Origin of the sequence: Clostridium sp. AUH-JLR23, assembly GCF_964238065.1 — a bacterium.
GTDB lineage: Bacteria > Bacillota_I > Bacilli_A > Erysipelotrichales > Coprobacillaceae > Allocoprobacillus > Allocoprobacillus merdigallinarum.
Genome location: NZ_CAXSKY010000001.1, coordinates 73,781 through 89,131, shown reverse-complemented (window position 1 = coordinate 89,131; position 15,351 = coordinate 73,781). Strand labels below are relative to the sequence as shown.

At 30.1% G+C, this 15,351-nt stretch carries 22 protein-coding genes; 3 read left to right on the top strand and 19 right to left on the bottom strand.

Features of this window, described 5'->3' with window-relative positions; all coding sequences use genetic code 11:
* Nucleotides 1-93: 93 nt before the first annotated feature.
* Together ACESR5_RS00475 and ACESR5_RS00470 are read right to left on the bottom strand one after the other, a co-directional pair.
* Nucleotides 94-981 carry a PHP domain-containing protein gene (locus tag ACESR5_RS00475; RefSeq protein ID WP_373153750.1) on the bottom strand — a complete coding sequence of 296 codons (888 nt, stop codon included), beginning with the start codon at nucleotides 979-981 and terminating at the stop codon, nucleotides 94-96.
* Nucleotides 962-1,954, bottom strand: coding sequence for an ROK family protein (locus ACESR5_RS00470; protein ID WP_373153749.1), 993 nt, complete (start codon nucleotides 1,952-1,954; stop codon nucleotides 962-964). The genes ACESR5_RS00475 and ACESR5_RS00470 overlap by 20 nt, the downstream gene beginning before the upstream one ends.
* A gap of 253 nt (nucleotides 1,955-2,207) precedes the next feature.
* Between ACESR5_RS00470 and ACESR5_RS00465 the strand changes: the two genes are divergently transcribed.
* Nucleotides 2,208-2,510: a hypothetical protein gene (locus ACESR5_RS00465; RefSeq protein WP_373153747.1), complete on the top strand. Its 303-nt coding sequence runs from the start codon at nucleotides 2,208-2,210 to the stop codon at nucleotides 2,508-2,510.
* A 91-nt stretch (nucleotides 2,511-2,601) separates the two neighbouring features.
* Here ACESR5_RS00465 and ACESR5_RS00460 read toward each other — a convergent pair whose 3' ends face one another.
* The 15 genes from ACESR5_RS00460 to ACESR5_RS00390 form a co-directional block, all read right to left on the bottom strand.
* Nucleotides 2,602-3,243, bottom strand: coding sequence for an alpha/beta fold hydrolase (locus tag ACESR5_RS00460; RefSeq protein ID WP_373153746.1), 642 nt, complete (start codon nucleotides 3,241-3,243; stop codon nucleotides 2,602-2,604).
* A gap of 81 nt (nucleotides 3,244-3,324) precedes the next feature.
* Nucleotides 3,325-3,954 carry a TetR/AcrR family transcriptional regulator gene (locus ACESR5_RS00455; RefSeq protein WP_087303708.1) on the bottom strand — a complete coding sequence of 210 codons (630 nt, stop codon included), beginning with the start codon at nucleotides 3,952-3,954 and terminating at the stop codon, nucleotides 3,325-3,327.
* 140 nt (nucleotides 3,955-4,094) lie between these two features.
* Nucleotides 4,095-4,739, bottom strand: coding sequence for a flavin reductase family protein (locus ACESR5_RS00450; protein ID WP_373153744.1), 645 nt, complete (start codon nucleotides 4,737-4,739; stop codon nucleotides 4,095-4,097).
* Nucleotides 4,740-4,762: 23 nt separating this feature from the next.
* A complete protein-coding gene (locus ACESR5_RS00445) occupies nucleotides 4,763-5,161 on the bottom strand; it encodes an SRPBCC family protein (RefSeq protein WP_087303710.1) in 399 nt (132 codons plus the stop codon).
* Between the two features lie 27 nt (nucleotides 5,162-5,188).
* Nucleotides 5,189-5,521: a DUF3795 domain-containing protein gene (locus ACESR5_RS00440; RefSeq protein ID WP_087303711.1), complete on the bottom strand. Its 333-nt coding sequence runs from the start codon at nucleotides 5,519-5,521 to the stop codon at nucleotides 5,189-5,191.
* Between the two features lie 46 nt (nucleotides 5,522-5,567).
* Nucleotides 5,568-6,167, bottom strand: a complete 600-nt coding sequence (locus tag ACESR5_RS00435; protein WP_087303712.1) for a carboxylesterase — start codon at nucleotides 6,165-6,167, stop codon at nucleotides 5,568-5,570.
* A gap of 34 nt (nucleotides 6,168-6,201) precedes the next feature.
* Nucleotides 6,202-6,690: an MGMT family protein gene (locus ACESR5_RS00430; protein ID WP_087297447.1), complete on the bottom strand. Its 489-nt coding sequence runs from the start codon at nucleotides 6,688-6,690 to the stop codon at nucleotides 6,202-6,204.
* A 122-nt stretch (nucleotides 6,691-6,812) separates the two neighbouring features.
* Nucleotides 6,813-7,271 carry a VOC family protein gene (locus ACESR5_RS00425; RefSeq protein ID WP_373153741.1) on the bottom strand — a complete coding sequence of 153 codons (459 nt, stop codon included), beginning with the start codon at nucleotides 7,269-7,271 and terminating at the stop codon, nucleotides 6,813-6,815.
* A 77-nt stretch (nucleotides 7,272-7,348) separates the two neighbouring features.
* The gene (locus ACESR5_RS00420) at nucleotides 7,349-8,353 is read right to left on the bottom strand and encodes a C45 family autoproteolytic acyltransferase/hydolase (protein ID WP_373153739.1); all 1,005 of its coding nucleotides are present in this window, start codon (nucleotides 8,351-8,353) and stop codon (nucleotides 7,349-7,351) included.
* A gap of 193 nt (nucleotides 8,354-8,546) precedes the next feature.
* Complete coding sequence (locus ACESR5_RS00415) at nucleotides 8,547-8,933, bottom strand: hypothetical protein (RefSeq protein WP_373153737.1); 387 nt, start codon at nucleotides 8,931-8,933, stop codon at nucleotides 8,547-8,549.
* A 65-nt stretch (nucleotides 8,934-8,998) separates the two neighbouring features.
* Complete coding sequence (locus tag ACESR5_RS00410) at nucleotides 8,999-9,586, bottom strand: TetR/AcrR family transcriptional regulator (protein ID WP_373153735.1); 588 nt, start codon at nucleotides 9,584-9,586, stop codon at nucleotides 8,999-9,001.
* Nucleotides 9,587-9,820: 234 nt separating this feature from the next.
* Complete coding sequence (locus ACESR5_RS00405; protein ID WP_087303717.1) at nucleotides 9,821-10,012, bottom strand: DUF4177 domain-containing protein; 192 nt, start codon at nucleotides 10,010-10,012, stop codon at nucleotides 9,821-9,823.
* A gap of 13 nt (nucleotides 10,013-10,025) precedes the next feature.
* Nucleotides 10,026-10,628 carry an ABC-2 transporter permease gene (locus tag ACESR5_RS00400; protein WP_373153733.1) on the bottom strand — a complete coding sequence of 201 codons (603 nt, stop codon included), beginning with the start codon at nucleotides 10,626-10,628 and terminating at the stop codon, nucleotides 10,026-10,028.
* Nucleotides 10,629-11,483: an ABC transporter ATP-binding protein gene (locus tag ACESR5_RS00395; RefSeq protein WP_373153731.1), complete on the bottom strand. Its 855-nt coding sequence runs from the start codon at nucleotides 11,481-11,483 to the stop codon at nucleotides 10,629-10,631.
* 4 nt (nucleotides 11,484-11,487) lie between these two features.
* Nucleotides 11,488-11,862 (bottom strand): GntR family transcriptional regulator, encoded by a 375-nt coding sequence (locus ACESR5_RS00390; RefSeq protein WP_373153729.1) that lies wholly within the window; start codon nucleotides 11,860-11,862, stop codon nucleotides 11,488-11,490.
* A gap of 284 nt (nucleotides 11,863-12,146) precedes the next feature.
* Between ACESR5_RS00390 and ACESR5_RS00385 the strand changes: the two genes are divergently transcribed.
* Together ACESR5_RS00385 and ACESR5_RS00380 are read left to right on the top strand one after the other, a co-directional pair.
* Nucleotides 12,147-12,764 (top strand): CatA-like O-acetyltransferase, family 2, encoded by a 618-nt coding sequence (locus ACESR5_RS00385; RefSeq protein WP_373153728.1) that lies wholly within the window; start codon nucleotides 12,147-12,149, stop codon nucleotides 12,762-12,764.
* A 94-nt stretch (nucleotides 12,765-12,858) separates the two neighbouring features.
* Entirely contained in the window at nucleotides 12,859-13,611 is a 753-nt protein-coding gene (locus ACESR5_RS00380; protein ID WP_373153727.1) for an alpha/beta fold hydrolase, read from the top strand.
* Nucleotides 13,612-13,668: 57 nt separating this feature from the next.
* On the opposite strand, the gene ACESR5_RS00375 is transcribed toward ACESR5_RS00380, so the two are convergent.
* Nucleotides 13,669-14,415 carry an ABC transporter permease gene (locus tag ACESR5_RS00375; RefSeq protein WP_373153726.1) on the bottom strand — a complete coding sequence of 249 codons (747 nt, stop codon included), beginning with the start codon at nucleotides 14,413-14,415 and terminating at the stop codon, nucleotides 13,669-13,671.
* Nucleotides 14,412-15,263: an ABC transporter ATP-binding protein gene (locus tag ACESR5_RS00370; RefSeq protein ID WP_373153724.1), complete on the bottom strand. Its 852-nt coding sequence runs from the start codon at nucleotides 15,261-15,263 to the stop codon at nucleotides 14,412-14,414. The genes ACESR5_RS00375 and ACESR5_RS00370 overlap by 4 nt, the downstream gene beginning before the upstream one ends.
* Nucleotides 15,264-15,351 lie beyond the last annotated feature (88 nt).

Sequence of the window (15,351 nt, the reverse complement as noted above, 5' to 3'; positions counted from 1 at the left end):
ACTTTTATGTAAGCGCTTAAAGAAAAATATAACTTGATAAAAATAATTAAAAACACTACCTATTGATTTCCAATACTGTAGTGTTTCATTCTATTAAATAAGATGATGAGCTTTTAAGCAATCTTCTATTTCCTGTGGATTTAAGCAACCATTTTCTCCTAAATGAATAGATGGTTTTGTCTTACCATGAAAATCACTTCCACATGTATACAAGACATTTAGTTCTTTAGCTTTATTGTAGAAATATTCATTTGTTTCTGTTGTATGATAACTTGAAAAACATTCTACTCCATCTAATCCTAATGCCACCATTTCATCAAACAGTTCAAACTGTCCTTTTAAATTATTACCAGGATGAGCCAACAGGGCAACTCCACCATGTTGATGAATCAATTGTATAGTTTCTTCTAAAGTTGGAAAATGTATCTCTGTATAACATGGTTTCCCTTGGGCATAATAATCCCAATAAAAATTCACATAGGGATTATCACTTCTTTCTCCACCTTGACGATAGGGTTTTAATAATTCATGATCATCATATCGTGAATCATTTAATAAGGCTTCACCAAACATTTCGCCTGTATAAACACCATTTGTTGATAATGCATCTAATTGTTCTTTTTTCAAATCAAATCCTAAGGCATTCGTTAATTCTAATTTCTTCATACTGCATGCAATTTCCTGTTTTTCAATATCTTCACCTAATTGATTAAAGACTTCCTGATTATCAATACCATATCCTAACACATGTAAATTAACACCTTTATATGTACAATCAATTTCAATTGCAGGAATATATGTCATTCCTAATTCATCTGCATGTTTTTTTGCTTCCTCATTTGCTTTTACCCAGTTATGATCAGCAATAGCCATGATTTTCACACCTGCCTCATGACACATATCCACTAACTGTGTTGGTGTATATTCTCCATCATCGCTATACATACTATGCATATGTAAATCAATATAACTCTTTGTCATCATTCTTCTCCTCCTCTAATATTTTTTGAATACTCATTTGATAAAGCCCATCTTCTATCAATGAACCCATATTCTTTACATGAATCATACGTGGTCTATGTTTAAATGGAATCGTATTGAGATGAAAATCATCTAAACAATCAATAACATCACTACAAATCCCAATCATTTCTGGATTGAAAACACAACAAAGTGTCGATAACTGTTTTTCTAGTAATTCTTTAGGTTGAGTTTCAAGCATTTGATTTTGTTGCTCAGATGTATAAAACGGTAAATATCTCAACTCTCCCGCAAAATGCGTAAAACCGTTATATAACTTTCCATTAATAATCATTCCACATCCTATATATTGAACTGCTGGCTGATAAACAAATGCCAAATGTTGACATTTTGGATATTGATGATAAAAACCAATACTGGCAATATTAACATCATTTTCTAAAATGATTTGATTCTTATAAAAATCACGAATCATCTCTAAAAGATTCACATTTTCAAACAATTCAAAATCACAAACATCAATATATCCATCATGACAGACACCAGGAATACTTAAACAAATCATCGTTATAGAAGAGTCAGCAGATAAAAACTTCTTCATTAATAAAATCAATTCATCCACTTGACCATACATTGAAGAAACTGTTTGAGATGAAATAACCTGATTAAAAAGATTCACATTCTGACAAATAAATTCATAACCATTGATTTGTCTTTTTAAAATCATTTTTAATATATGACGATAATCTTTATTCAAAACATACTGTTTTGATTTTCGTCCTCCTGTTGATGCATTTTCACCTATAAAAAATATTTCTTGATTTTTTAATAGCTCCTGCAAAATATTTGTCATGGATGATAACGATAATTGTGTTACATCAGATAACTGTGTTTTCGTCCATATGTTTCCATCATAAAAACATTGTCTTACTTTTTGAATATTCATGTGTTTTAAATCTTTAACTTTTGACAAAATATCACGCTTTCTATTTTCACTTCAATTCTTTGATAAAAGATTCAATTACTTTCGTTAAGTCTTGTTGAAAGTTATTATCATCATATCATAGATTCCTATTTATTCATATAAATTTCAACTTATGAAAAAAATATCTGTATATACCAGATAAATAATATTTTCATCTTCATTTCTTCAATCACTTTGTCATATAAGTCATTTACCACACTCAAAATTCAAATAGGAACATATGATAATTATGGTGATGACAATGTCCTTAACTTTTATTCATCCTATCGCACTTGATGGTTTAGCTGTTTTATTGGTTGCCCCTTTAATAGAAAGTTTATCCGTTGATGAACAAGCTGTTGTTGGTGCCTTTTTCAATGTACTTGGTGATTTATTAGCTCTTAACAGCAGTTATCTTTCTTCCTTTCAGACAACAGATAGTCAATCCAATGAACAAGACTCAAACTCTCAAGAAGATAATCAGCATAATGAATATGATCTTTTAAAGAAAAGCTTTCAAAAGTTAGAAGAAGAATTAAATAAAATCAAACAAGATAAAGAATAATAAAATTCAGTATGATGTATTTTTAGTCATAAATATAGAGACCTTTAAATGATAATCAAAACCATAAAATTCTGTCTTGTCTAAAAAATAGCTAATATTTATAATCATTATTCGATTGATCATAATATTCATCTAATATTCTTGCTAATTCTTTTGGATTGTCTTCATTAACAACATGACCTGTTTCTTTAATAATGATGAATTCTGATTGTTGAATATTTTGAGAGAAAAAATAAGCTGATTTCATATTGGCTTTGTCTTTTTCTCCACAAATAATAAACGTTGGACATTTAATAACATTGACTTTATGACTAAAATCTAAATCCTTCATTGTATTTCCTAAAATAAATGTATCTTTCTTTTCAAAAGCCATACTCTTAAATGTTGATTTTGGCAATAATCTAAAAATAATATTTTGAATACGAAACATGATTTTCGGTACTTTATGTGGTGTTCCAATAAGGACTAATGACTTTACTTTACCAGGGTATTCTATAGCATAGTTCAAAGCTAATATTCCACCTAATGAAAGTCCACATAAATCAATTTGTCCCTCAATTTCATGACAGTACTCAACAAATGAAGAATATAAATGAGAATAGCTTGCTTCTTTCCCATTGAGAATTGTCGATAAATCAGGACATAATATGTCTTTGTTGTTATGCATATTCTTAACGAGTTCATTCCAGCTGCTACCTTTATGCCCTGAACCATGAATAAATACTTTTGTCATTTTTCTTCCTCCTACTCATAGCATACATACTTTAAGTATGTATAATTTTATTTAAAATTGCCTTATGATAAGGCAATGTTTTTATTTATAATATGGTAACTTATCAATTTTTTCGATCATTTCTTCATCATAAAGTGGTAACCCCATCTTTCCTAGCATGACAGTGACAAACTTATAACGATTCTTTATATCATCAACATTACCAGGAAACAGTGATGGTATCATCCATAAATCTGTTAATATGAAGAGTTCGGCTAATTCTTTTGGCTGTTCTGTTTTTATAGAACCATCTTCCTGTCCTTCTTGAATCAACTCCAACCAATAGGGAAGCAAATTCTGATAATTAGATTCAAACATTTTCGCTAAGATTTGAGGATTCTCTAAAAGAGGTAATGCCTGATTAGTTAATTCTACCATCTGTTCATTAGACTGATTGAGTTTGATTGCTAATTTCATTTTCTCTAGACCGTTTAGATCATTTCGTTTTTTGACTATCTCAAAAGGATTATTATGAATGAACATAGTTTCACCTAATTTATTCATGATTTCTTCTTTAGATTCAAAATGATGATAGATAGCACCTTTTGTCATACCTAACTCATCTGCTATATCTTGAATTTTTGTGTTGTCATACCCCTTTTCTAAAAATAGTCGCTTAGAAACTTCTAATATTTTACCGACTGTAACTTCAGGATGTTTATTTCTAGCCATGCTTCCCACCTCTTACATACTCTTGGTATGTATAATTATATATAAAAAACAAAAAAGAGTCAATTTAAACATACTCAAAGTATCTTTGTTAAATAAGATATTTTATCTTCAATTAACTCAATTTTGTTCTTTCTGTTTTTTTAGTCATACTTTTCGATATTTATAGTAGCTATAGCAGATTGATTCGGTTCCCCAGTCAGAAGATCTTGTGGTGCTGGTATTAGCATCATAAATCCATCTTTTTCATATCGCTTATATCCTTGAGCATAGTTCTCTTCAACTGATATATGCTGTACTTGGCCTATAATCATGGCTGTTATACCTGCTCCGCTCAAATCTTGTATATCTTTTAAAGTACATTCCATATTGATAAAAGCTTCATGAATAACAGGTGCATGTATAGTTTTGGCATGATCAAGTGTCAATTGCCCTACTGAAAATTCATCATCTTCAATTTTATTATGATGAATTGTATTGACAAGTTGATCATAGTAACTAATAGGAAGAAAATTAATACAAAAACATTTATTTCGTTTTATATTCGCATATGTATGCGTATGTTGGTATAAATTCCCCATCACCGCAAAGAAAGCTGTCTTATCTCCATGAAAACTGCTCCAGGAATGAAAACATACATTAGGTTGTCCATTTTCTTTCCAAGTGGTAATGGCAAATAAAACTGTAGGTATACCTGCAGTAACTTCAAAATGTGAAAATAATTCAAACTCCTCTGGATATGAAGGCTTAAAATACTTTGGAAATTCCTTTTCAATCTCTATTTTCATGAACATCCCTCCATAATTTCAATTTACTTCTTTAATGATTTCTTTAAATCTTCAACAAATTGTGTCTGTTGTTTTTTTAAATAAGATTTAACGAATGGTTTCATAAACCATTTTTTAGCTTGTACATCCTCAGTAAATTCTATTTCAGTTTGATTTCCTTTAGGAGTAAAAATACCTATCCAATGACCTTTCATATTGCTATTTTCCATATCAAATTCCCAACGTTTATACGGTTCTACAACAGTAACAGTAAAAGTAGTAGCAAAATGTTCTTGAGAGTACTCAATAAATTGTTTTTCATTTATGATTTCTGTTTGACTTAAATCACTACGCCATAACTTGTATTTTTCAACATTGAAAACAACTTCCCAGACTTTTTGGATATCATTATCAATCAGTGCTTTTATATGAGAAGTAGGCATTTTTAACACTTCCTTTCAAATAAGGATCTATTTTTTCAAATTTATTAAAGCAGACGGATTATTTTCTAGGATGGTACTTATAATAGAACATTTTTCTAAATCTGAACAATCCCCACAAGTATTAACACCCTTTTTCATTGCACACTGTCGAATACCACACATACTATCACAAAATACAGTTTTCACACCATCAACACGGCATCCTTCACAGTTAATATGTTCAGGAAAAATGGGTGCATTATTCAATTCAGCCCATAGCTTGGCAGTTTTCTTTCTCAACTCCTGATCATTATTGACTGTCGCAAGATATGCATCACAATTTTCACAATCCAATCCGCAATATGCAATCATGTTTTTCATGGTTATATACCTCCACTCGTATTTGTAACTCTCTATAAATTTTTTGTTATATGACATTTTTCATCCAATTATTTAAAAATTCTATTTGCTCATCAGTATGAAACCAATGTTCACCATTTTCCATTACGGTAAGATGTGCATCATGACCATTTATAAACTCATCTACTGTTTTTCTTGATGTTAAATTGTCATGTTCTGCATACAATATCTCAGTTTTAACATTCCATATTATTGGATTGTCTCTAACAAAACATAAGTATTCCCAAGATAATGTTTCTCCAAAATCTGTCTGTATTTCTCTTTTCTCAGCCAATTCTTTTTCTGAAGTATTTGCCCAATTTATCATATCTATTATCAACTGCTCCATATCTAATATCGGAGATATAAATAACGCTTTTTTGATTTTACATTTCTGTAGTGAGTGCATTGCTAGATAGGCACCAATACTATTTGCCAGTATATAAATTTGATCATATTTATTTTGAACATTATTATAAAAATCAACAAATTTATTTTTTACAATCCAAGGAAGATAGTCGTTAAAATCTATTCCGTAAATATCAAAGCCAGGGCAATTTTTCTTATATTGCTCAGCTTCAAGATAATTGCCACCTTTACCATGAATATATATAATAACTTTTTTCAAATGAGTTCCCCTCACTTTCGTTTTTTAATCACCTTCAATGTTCCTTATTCAAATCAAAAAGTACATCTTCATAATCTTTTACATAATACTTTATATTCTTGCGTCCTTTTTTTATAATTGTATGTCCTTCAGCCTCAAGTTTTTCTTTTTGGACTTCTATACCTCCTGGATATTTTGAATTCAATTCTCCATTTGCTTTTAATGTTCGCCAATATGGAGTTTTATCTTCAGTTCGCTGATAACTTGCCCATGCTGCAATAGATACAAAAATCCCTGCGGTGATAGGTTCAGTAAAATCTGCATCGTTCTCTTTTGCGAAAAATTCTCGAATTTTCCCAATGGTGATTACCTTTCCATAAGGTATTTTCTTCATGACTTTATCGTAATCAATTGGTGGAGCAAAATACATATTATTTCCACCATATTTTTCAATACTTTTTTGGTCTGTAATCACCTGAAATTTAGGCATATCTTTATTATCGTGTAACATGGCATTAAAATCCTTTTTTTCTTCATTAGCCATACTTTAACACCTCCTATCTTTATTATAAAGAGATAAGAAATTCAATGCAATGAGACTGTTTGAAATAATGCTTACAATCTCTAGACCATATAAATAACTTCTTTTTGACTATTTTTATTGATTTACTTTAAACACGCATTTACAAATTTCATGGGTACATTCATACGTTCTGCTACTTGTTCAGGTGTCATTCCACTATTTAAGAAACGTTTGCATACGACTTTTAAATTTTCTCCAACTTCGATAATATGCTTATCTGGATCATAGAATCGAACTACACGTTGTCCCCATGAATATTCTATAACAGGATGTACATATTCAATGTTACACTCTTTTAATTTATCAATAAACTTATCAAAATTATCTTCTTCAAAATAAATTTCAAAATTATTACCTCCAAAGGTGATTTCACTTGCACTGATAAATTCTTTATATGTTTCAACTGTCTGTAAAGACAAACCTCCAGTTAAAGTTTTATTAGCTCCAAAATCCATAATCACATGAAGTCCAAAAACTTTTTTATAAAACTCAACTGATTTATCTATATCAGTGACTACTAACATAGGGTTCTTTAATTTCATTTTTATTTTCTCCTTTATAATGTACTTGATATAATCATTATCCCATTATAAAAAATGTTTGACAATCATTAACTATATCAATAAGAAAATTTAAATCGATGATCTTCCTGATATTGTTTTCTTGATGGATTTCCTTCAACTCTATATATTTTTTTATTTTTAATATCATAAACTACTGACCATACAGTATCTACACCTTTTCTTCTATCATACTGACACATAAATCCATGCTTTCCAGATAATATATCAAAAATAAGTTCCATTGATAAATCGTTATTTTTTAATGACTGATATGCAATTTGATGTCTTAATGATGAATTCCAGTCATCAATATTGTATTCATTATATTTTTTCATTTGTGACGAGTTAAAGTTGTTTGCTGTAGTAACAAAATTTTCATTTTCTAAAGGATAAATGACCACAACATTTTGACTATTACACTCTACTATTGCAATGTTTCCTAAAGCATCTGCTATTGTTATTGTTTGATTAGAAGCAATGGGAACTGACTTTATAAATTGAATAGCTTCCTGTAGTGTCTGACATTTTTCCAGAATATAACGCACAATCATTCCTGCATTTATTCCAGGCATGATATTCTGTGGATAAATAAAAGTCATTCCTATTGCTAAGCCGTATTCATTGATACCATCTTCCATTTCAACAAACGCTGTCGTATTTCCATTAAATGAGTAGCAATTGTCTAAATTATACAAACAGTTCATATAAAGTTTCTCTAATTCAACTAAAAAATCACTGTTTCTTCCTAAGATAATTTGATTTTTATCACTGGTTGCCATACACGTACATTTATTATTGAATTCAAAACAGTACATACTCAATAAAAAAGTGAGCATATCTTCATATGACGTTTGCTGTCCATCAGCAATCCCTTTTATTTCATCTAAAATTTCTGGATAATATTTTTCATAAATAGGTAAACATTGCTTAGCAAATTCCTTTCTTTCTTCATTGACAACAAATGTATGCTGATTCGCAATAATTTTATTATTTTTTCTTAATAAAGTTCCCCAACGAAAACCACAATCATAGTGACTACCTTTGAATCTTCCATGATACATATTATTTTTCCTCCTCGTTTATTTCGAGCAAGATCTTCCTCAATTTCAATCTTAATTGAATAAAAATTTTATGTCAATGAATTAAAATTTATATTGAAATATAGATATTTAAACCCATTATTTAGTCTACGATATATGCAAAAAAATAAACAAGTATGTTTCAAAAAAACTGCACCTTTTACTAGGCACAGTTTTAATTCATATGTTCAATTGAGATACCTTTTTGTTGAATGAAATATTTAAACAAAATATATGTTCCCCATACACCCCCTACTAGCATTACTTCAAATATTCCTAATATGTGAATCAAATATTTAAAAGTGAAATTCATTAACAACGAAATAAGATGATTGATTCCAAGTAACCAGCAGAGTATTACTGATTGTATAACTAATATTTTTATCATTTCTGTATTATTGCTTCTTAAAGCAATTACAATTGAAACAATAATCGCTATATTCCATAACGAAATTTCACGTTGCCAGCCAACAGACATGCCCCAATCTGTAAATACTTCTCCTATTTGTGGTAAACATAATTGCCATATACTTGCACCAGTACATGCAACTAGCATAAACATTAAATAGTATCTGCTGATTTTTATCATCCTCTTCTTTTCCATAACCTTATGCTCCTTTTGGATTCTTAACACTTCATTTGACCTATTATTCCTGTACAGAATAATTTGAATACATTAATAAATTCTATCTTTGCTTGTTCAATATCCTCATATTCTATTAGAACGTGTCTTAAGCAATCCGCTAATATATCAATTATCAATTTTGAATAATGCCCATTTTCTTGCATATGAAAATGTAGCTGTATATGTCCTTGTAATTTTTTTAATAGTTTTTCTTTTCTCTCCAACAAAGAAGAACTCTCTAAATTTAGAATTATAACGACCTTTTTATCAAGAAAACATCTTAACTCACTTTGTTCAAATAATTCATCCAGATGATCTGCATACGCCATTGCTTCATCTTTCGTTAGCATATTATCTTTACTATTGAATATATGCTGATCCATCATATATTCAATATTTTCTAATGTTGGCATAATAATTGTTTGTAATAAGAGTTCCTTGTTTTTAAAATAATGATATATATTTCCGAGGCTAGTATTTGCTTTATATGCAATGACTCTCATTGAAGTGTTCTCGTATCCTTTTTTCATGAATTCATCTGTTGCTACTTCGATAATCCTCTGTTCTATATCTTCTTTTTTTGTTTGCATTTTTATCTCCTCCATATTTATAGAATATGGCAAAGATACTCATAATACAATAGATAGTCATTATAAAAAATCATAAATTAAGTTACGTTCATTTTTCAAAACTATAATTACATTACATATAATCCTTTATTAAGAATGTATAGGATTCTTTTATTTTCAACATAAACTATATAATATCAAATTAAAACTGGCATTGAAAAAACTGCACCTTTTTTTGGTACAGTTAAATAATGCCTAATTCGCTTTTTCAAATATCAAATCAATCTTTCTTAAGCATCCTTTTGCATCAATCAACTTTGGGATGTATCCTACATAGGAATACCCGTTTTCTGCATATTCATTGATGATTTTCTTATAATCAGAAGTCATGAGAAACAATACATCTTTAGCTTCATATTTTAATTCAACATATTCATACTGTTTCATATGATTTCCCTCATTATAAATCTCTTACTAACAATACCTTTTTCGTTAGAACCCAAGATACAATAAAAGCAGCCAGTGATACAGCTAAAATGATTATATATGTTGATAAGTGATTTCCTAAAAGAAAGAATAAACCAATAAACACTCCGGCAGAAACAGGATAAGCGATAATTGAACCTAGAATACTTTTTGTTTCATCAGTAAGAAAATAGAATGGCAGAATGATTCCGCCCGCAAGTAATGCCATAGCGACGCTGACACATACAAATACCATTGCACCATCACTGCTTTTTCCAATGACAGTTGAAGCGATATAACCAAAAATGATTCCAAATGCCAATCCAATTAAACTTAATCCTAAATAAGAAATGTATTTACTGTCAGCATATGCTCCTCTAGAAATCTGAGTTGTTAAGACTGTTTTGATCCATCCTGATGATTTATCTAAAGTAATCGTCGTTGTAACAATCATTCCTAATAATACTGTTGCCAATACGGTTAACACCCATGGTGTTGAAAGATAAGATAGACTTGCTCCAATAACAACAAATACGACCGCTAAGATAAGCAAACTGCTTTTGATAATGTAATAATCTTTTAATAATAAACCTTTCATCTAGTTCGCCCCCTTTACATACATCAGCATGATTTCATCAATATTAGCAGGTATAACCATTGCTTTTGGATATTTCTTTTCGGCTTTCTGTCTGTCAGCTACCAATACCTGCCATTCATAATCCTGTTTTCTATATGCGATAATTTCTTCCTTATCCAATGCATCAAATTGAGCTGCACCACATTTAATAATGCCATATTTTTCTAACAGTTCATCTTTAGGTTTTGAGAAAATGATCTTACCTTCATGAATGAATACAATATAATCAGCTATTTTTTCTAAATCACTTGTGATATGAGATGAAACCAAAACAGAATGTTCCTCATCCTGAATAAAGTCTAAAAGCATGTCTAATATTTCATCTCTAATGATAGGATCTAAACCACTTGTCGCTTCATCAAGAATCAATAGTTTTGAATGATGTGAAAAAGCTACTGAAATGGAATATTTCATCTTCATTCCTTTAGAGAAATTCTTGATCTTTTTGTTCATTGGCAATTTGAATTTTGTTAGCATTTTTTCATATGTGTTCATATCCCATGTACTATAAATATTTGCAAAAACTTTTCCAAGCTGTTTTGGATTGAGGACATCTGGATAATTGTTTCCATCAAATACAACACCGATTTCATCTTTAGAGACTTCATCAATATTGGAATTTCCTAGCATTGTTATTGTTCCACTATCTTTTTTAGTCAAACCTAATATAGAATTAATAGTTGTACTTTTCCCTGCCCCATTTTCACCAATCAATCCTACTATGCTCCCCTCAGGAACGCTAAAAGAAATATTATTTAAAGTAAAGTCTTTATAATGTTTTGTAACATCATCAAGTTTTAATGCTAATTTCTCCATAATCTTAATCCTCCTCATATAACAAAGATAATAAAGACTGTAGTTGATCAAGTTTTATTCCACTGACTTTTGCTATTTCTATAGCTTCTGTAAAATGCTCTTCGATCCTTTTTTGTTGTTCCTCTAAATAGAAATCCTGGTTTTGTGCAGATACAAAACATCCTTTTCCAGCGGTTGTTTCAATAAAACCGTCTGCTTGAAGAGCATCATATGCTTTCTGTACTGTTAAAACACTAATATGCAATGATTTTGCAAGTCCTCGAATAGAAGGAAGTGCTTCACCTGCTTTTAATTCTCCACTCATGATTAAAGCTTTTATTTGTGATGAAATCTGTTCATAGATAGGAATGCTCGCATGATTATTTATAAATATTTCCATTCAATCACCGTCCTTTTATATTATACTGTATTACTTTTACAAGTACAGTATAATACTGTTATACACGGATGTCAATATGCTTATGAAAAAATTTAGTTTATACTCATTTTCAATCTTTTTATATTCATTTTTTCTAACAAAAGAAGATAAATAATAAAATGACACGATTGATTTCAAAAATGATAATTATAATAGTTACCACTTTAAAAAGCAATCAAAACAATGAATATTTAACTTTTTATTCAAATAGCGTTATAATAAAAATATATAGTGGAGGTAGGAATATGCAAGAAATCAATCCTAAAGATACCAATCGAGCTAAAAGTTTTGAACTCTATATCAATGCTCCAATGCCTATGGTGACAATATTCAAAACACTAGATATATCTCATTTAATGAAATTAAAAAAAGACGGATATAAGTTAAACATGCTGATGTGCTATTGTATTGCATTAGCTGCAAGTGAAATCAAAGAGTTTTATTTATTACCAATAGGTCAAAAAATGTTTCAGTATGACAAGATAGGATTAAATGTCATTGTTGCAAATAACTCTGGCACTATAAATACTTGTGATATTCCATTTTCTTCAAATTTAGAAGAGTTTAATCAGTCATATCTTCAATTAACCAAGAAAGTCCATGAAACTTGCCAAGATTATGAAATCGAAGATCATATGATTATTGGAACATCCAGTTTAATCAAATATGATATTGATGGCATCATTAATATGTATAGTGGTATATTTAATAATCCGTTTATGCTATGGGGAAAATATAAAGAAAATAAACAAATAACAGAACTCAAAATATCTTTTCAATTTCACCATGTACAGATGGATGGTATGGAAGCTTGTGAATTCTTAGATCTTTTACAACATAAAATCAATCAATTAGCTATATAAAGGAAAGGTGATCAAAATGAGAATCAAATAATCTGCAAGGCTATCATATTAGCCTTGCGATAAAACAATTTTCAATTTATAGGAGGCTAACAATATGAGCTATTTTCAATATTATGATAAAAATATCTATTATTCTGTTATTGGTAAAGGAATACCTTTAATGTTGCTTCATGGAAATACTGCATCATCAAAGATGTTCACATTTCTTCTCGATCTATATAAAAATGATTTTCAGATCATTCTCATTGATTTTTTAGGAAATGGGCTATCTGAGCGTATTGATAAATTTCCTGAAAATATTTGGATTGATCAAGGTTATCAAATTATAGCCCTAGCAAATCATTTAAATATCGATAATATTAATCTTTTAGGAACAAGCGGTGGTGCATATGCCGCCATTAATGCTGCTTTAGAAGCACCTGAACGATTTCATAAAGTCATCGCAGATAGTTTTGATGGCAGAACACTTCCATCTGGTTTTGCAGAAGGTCTTATAAAAGAAAGAGAATTTGCGAAATCAGATGAACAGTCAAGAGGTTTTTATGAATGGTGTCAAGGAGATGACTGGGAAGAAGTCATCGATAAAGATACAGAAACACTTATTAACCTAGGAAAGAAAAATATTCCTTTATTTATTTCTCATATATCTGATATAAAGATTCCATTATTAATGAGTGCAAGTAAAACTGATGAAATGTTGAATAATGATTTAGAAAGTGAATTTCATGAGATTGCAAAAAACAATCCACTTATTCAATATAAAATATGGGAAGATGGTCATCATCCTTTGATTGCTACAAAGGCACTAGAAACCGCACAAATGGTTATCAATTTTATTCATCAATAACAGACAAAAGGCTGTACGAGTGAGAATGTATCAATTCTCATGACTCGTCACAGCCTTTTAGTCTTTCTCATACCCATTTTTCTTATAAAAGAAGATAAATAATAAAATTGCAAGAATGATTTCTATAACCATAACAATCATACCACTCAATTCTACATATGGAGTTTGATGAGATGCTATGTTTGATATCATTTCCATAATCGCTCCCGTAAATATGAAATGCGAAACTGTTTTGAAACTTTCAATGATTGTTGAAAACATTGGCACTAGCATTAATGTTAATATGAATGGTGTCGTTATTGTTGATGTACTGACTTGATCTTTTGCAAATATTCCTAACAACATACCAAGGATACAGCTTGTCAGTGTTCCTAGTATTGTCATAACCGTAAACCAGATCCATTGAGTTAATGTCAAAGTCATTCCACTGATAGGTACTAAAAGAAAGTTAATCACTGATGTAAAGAAAAAAACGGGTAGAATACTTCCTAGAAAGAACTCCAATGCATTGACAGAAGATGTCATCAGAACTCTTAGCGTTTTCTTTTCCTTTTCTTCTGCTAATAATAAGCTACAACAATAAATTCCATTTCCTCCAATATTGGTCACAAGTCCCATTGCTAGTGCTTCACCGTTTAATACCGCATTATATGCACCATCATTTGCGACATTCTGAAACAAGAATCGATACATTATGGTACAACCAATCGCAAATATTGGCATAATGATACAGTTCTTCTTAAAAAACGCTCTCGTTTTCATTTGAATGATAGCTACTAGTTTGTTGATATGAATTGTTTTCATGATAACTCCCTCCCTGTCACTTCTAAAAATACAGTTTCTAATGTTGGTTCACATGAATGAATCGTTTCTATTTCTTCTTGAATGAGCCACTTTGAAATCTGATTCGAATTTTCAGGATTCTGTTCCATGAGATAGTTATTTCCATCTCTAAGTTTAATTTTGTATTTTTTTTGCTGATTATATTTCAAGCATAGTTCTTCTGGTGTTCCATATTCTACAATTGTTCCATTATTCAGTAATGCAACATAATCACATAGTTTTGTGGCTTCTTCCATGTTATGAGTCGTTAAAAAGATTGCCATTCCCTCTTCTTTTAACTGTTTTAATAGTTTATGAATTTCCATTGCTGTTGATGGATCCAGACCAGAAGTTGGTTCATCCAAAAATAACACTCTTGGATTATGCAAAATAGCTCTTGCGAGAATTAATCGCTGTGCCTGCCCCTTAGATAACTTGCTAGCCAGTTTCTGTCGATGCTCCCATAAATCAACCTTCTTTAAAATCTCTTCTATATTTATTTTTTTAACTCCTAAAATTTTCGCAAACATTTCAATATTTTGATAAACACTCACATAATCATAAATTCCACTTGTATCAGTGACAATTCCAATTTGCTCATAAATTGTTTCATCTATTTGTCTGGAATTGATTCCTAAAATATAAGCTTCTCCAGATGTCTGATGTAATTGTCCAGTGATGATCTTAATAGTTGTCGTCTTTCCTGCACCGCTTGGTCCTAAAAAGCCTAGGATTTCACCTTTATGCAGTTTAGCAGTGATATCCTTTAAAACTGGTGTCTGATTAAATTGTTTTGAAATATGATCTAAACGAATCACTTCTTTATCCATAGATAATCCCTCCTTACAAGAGCAATATATCAGAATGGAGAAAGTTTGTGATTCATTTTTCCTAATCGGTATGTCTCACTTCCTAAAA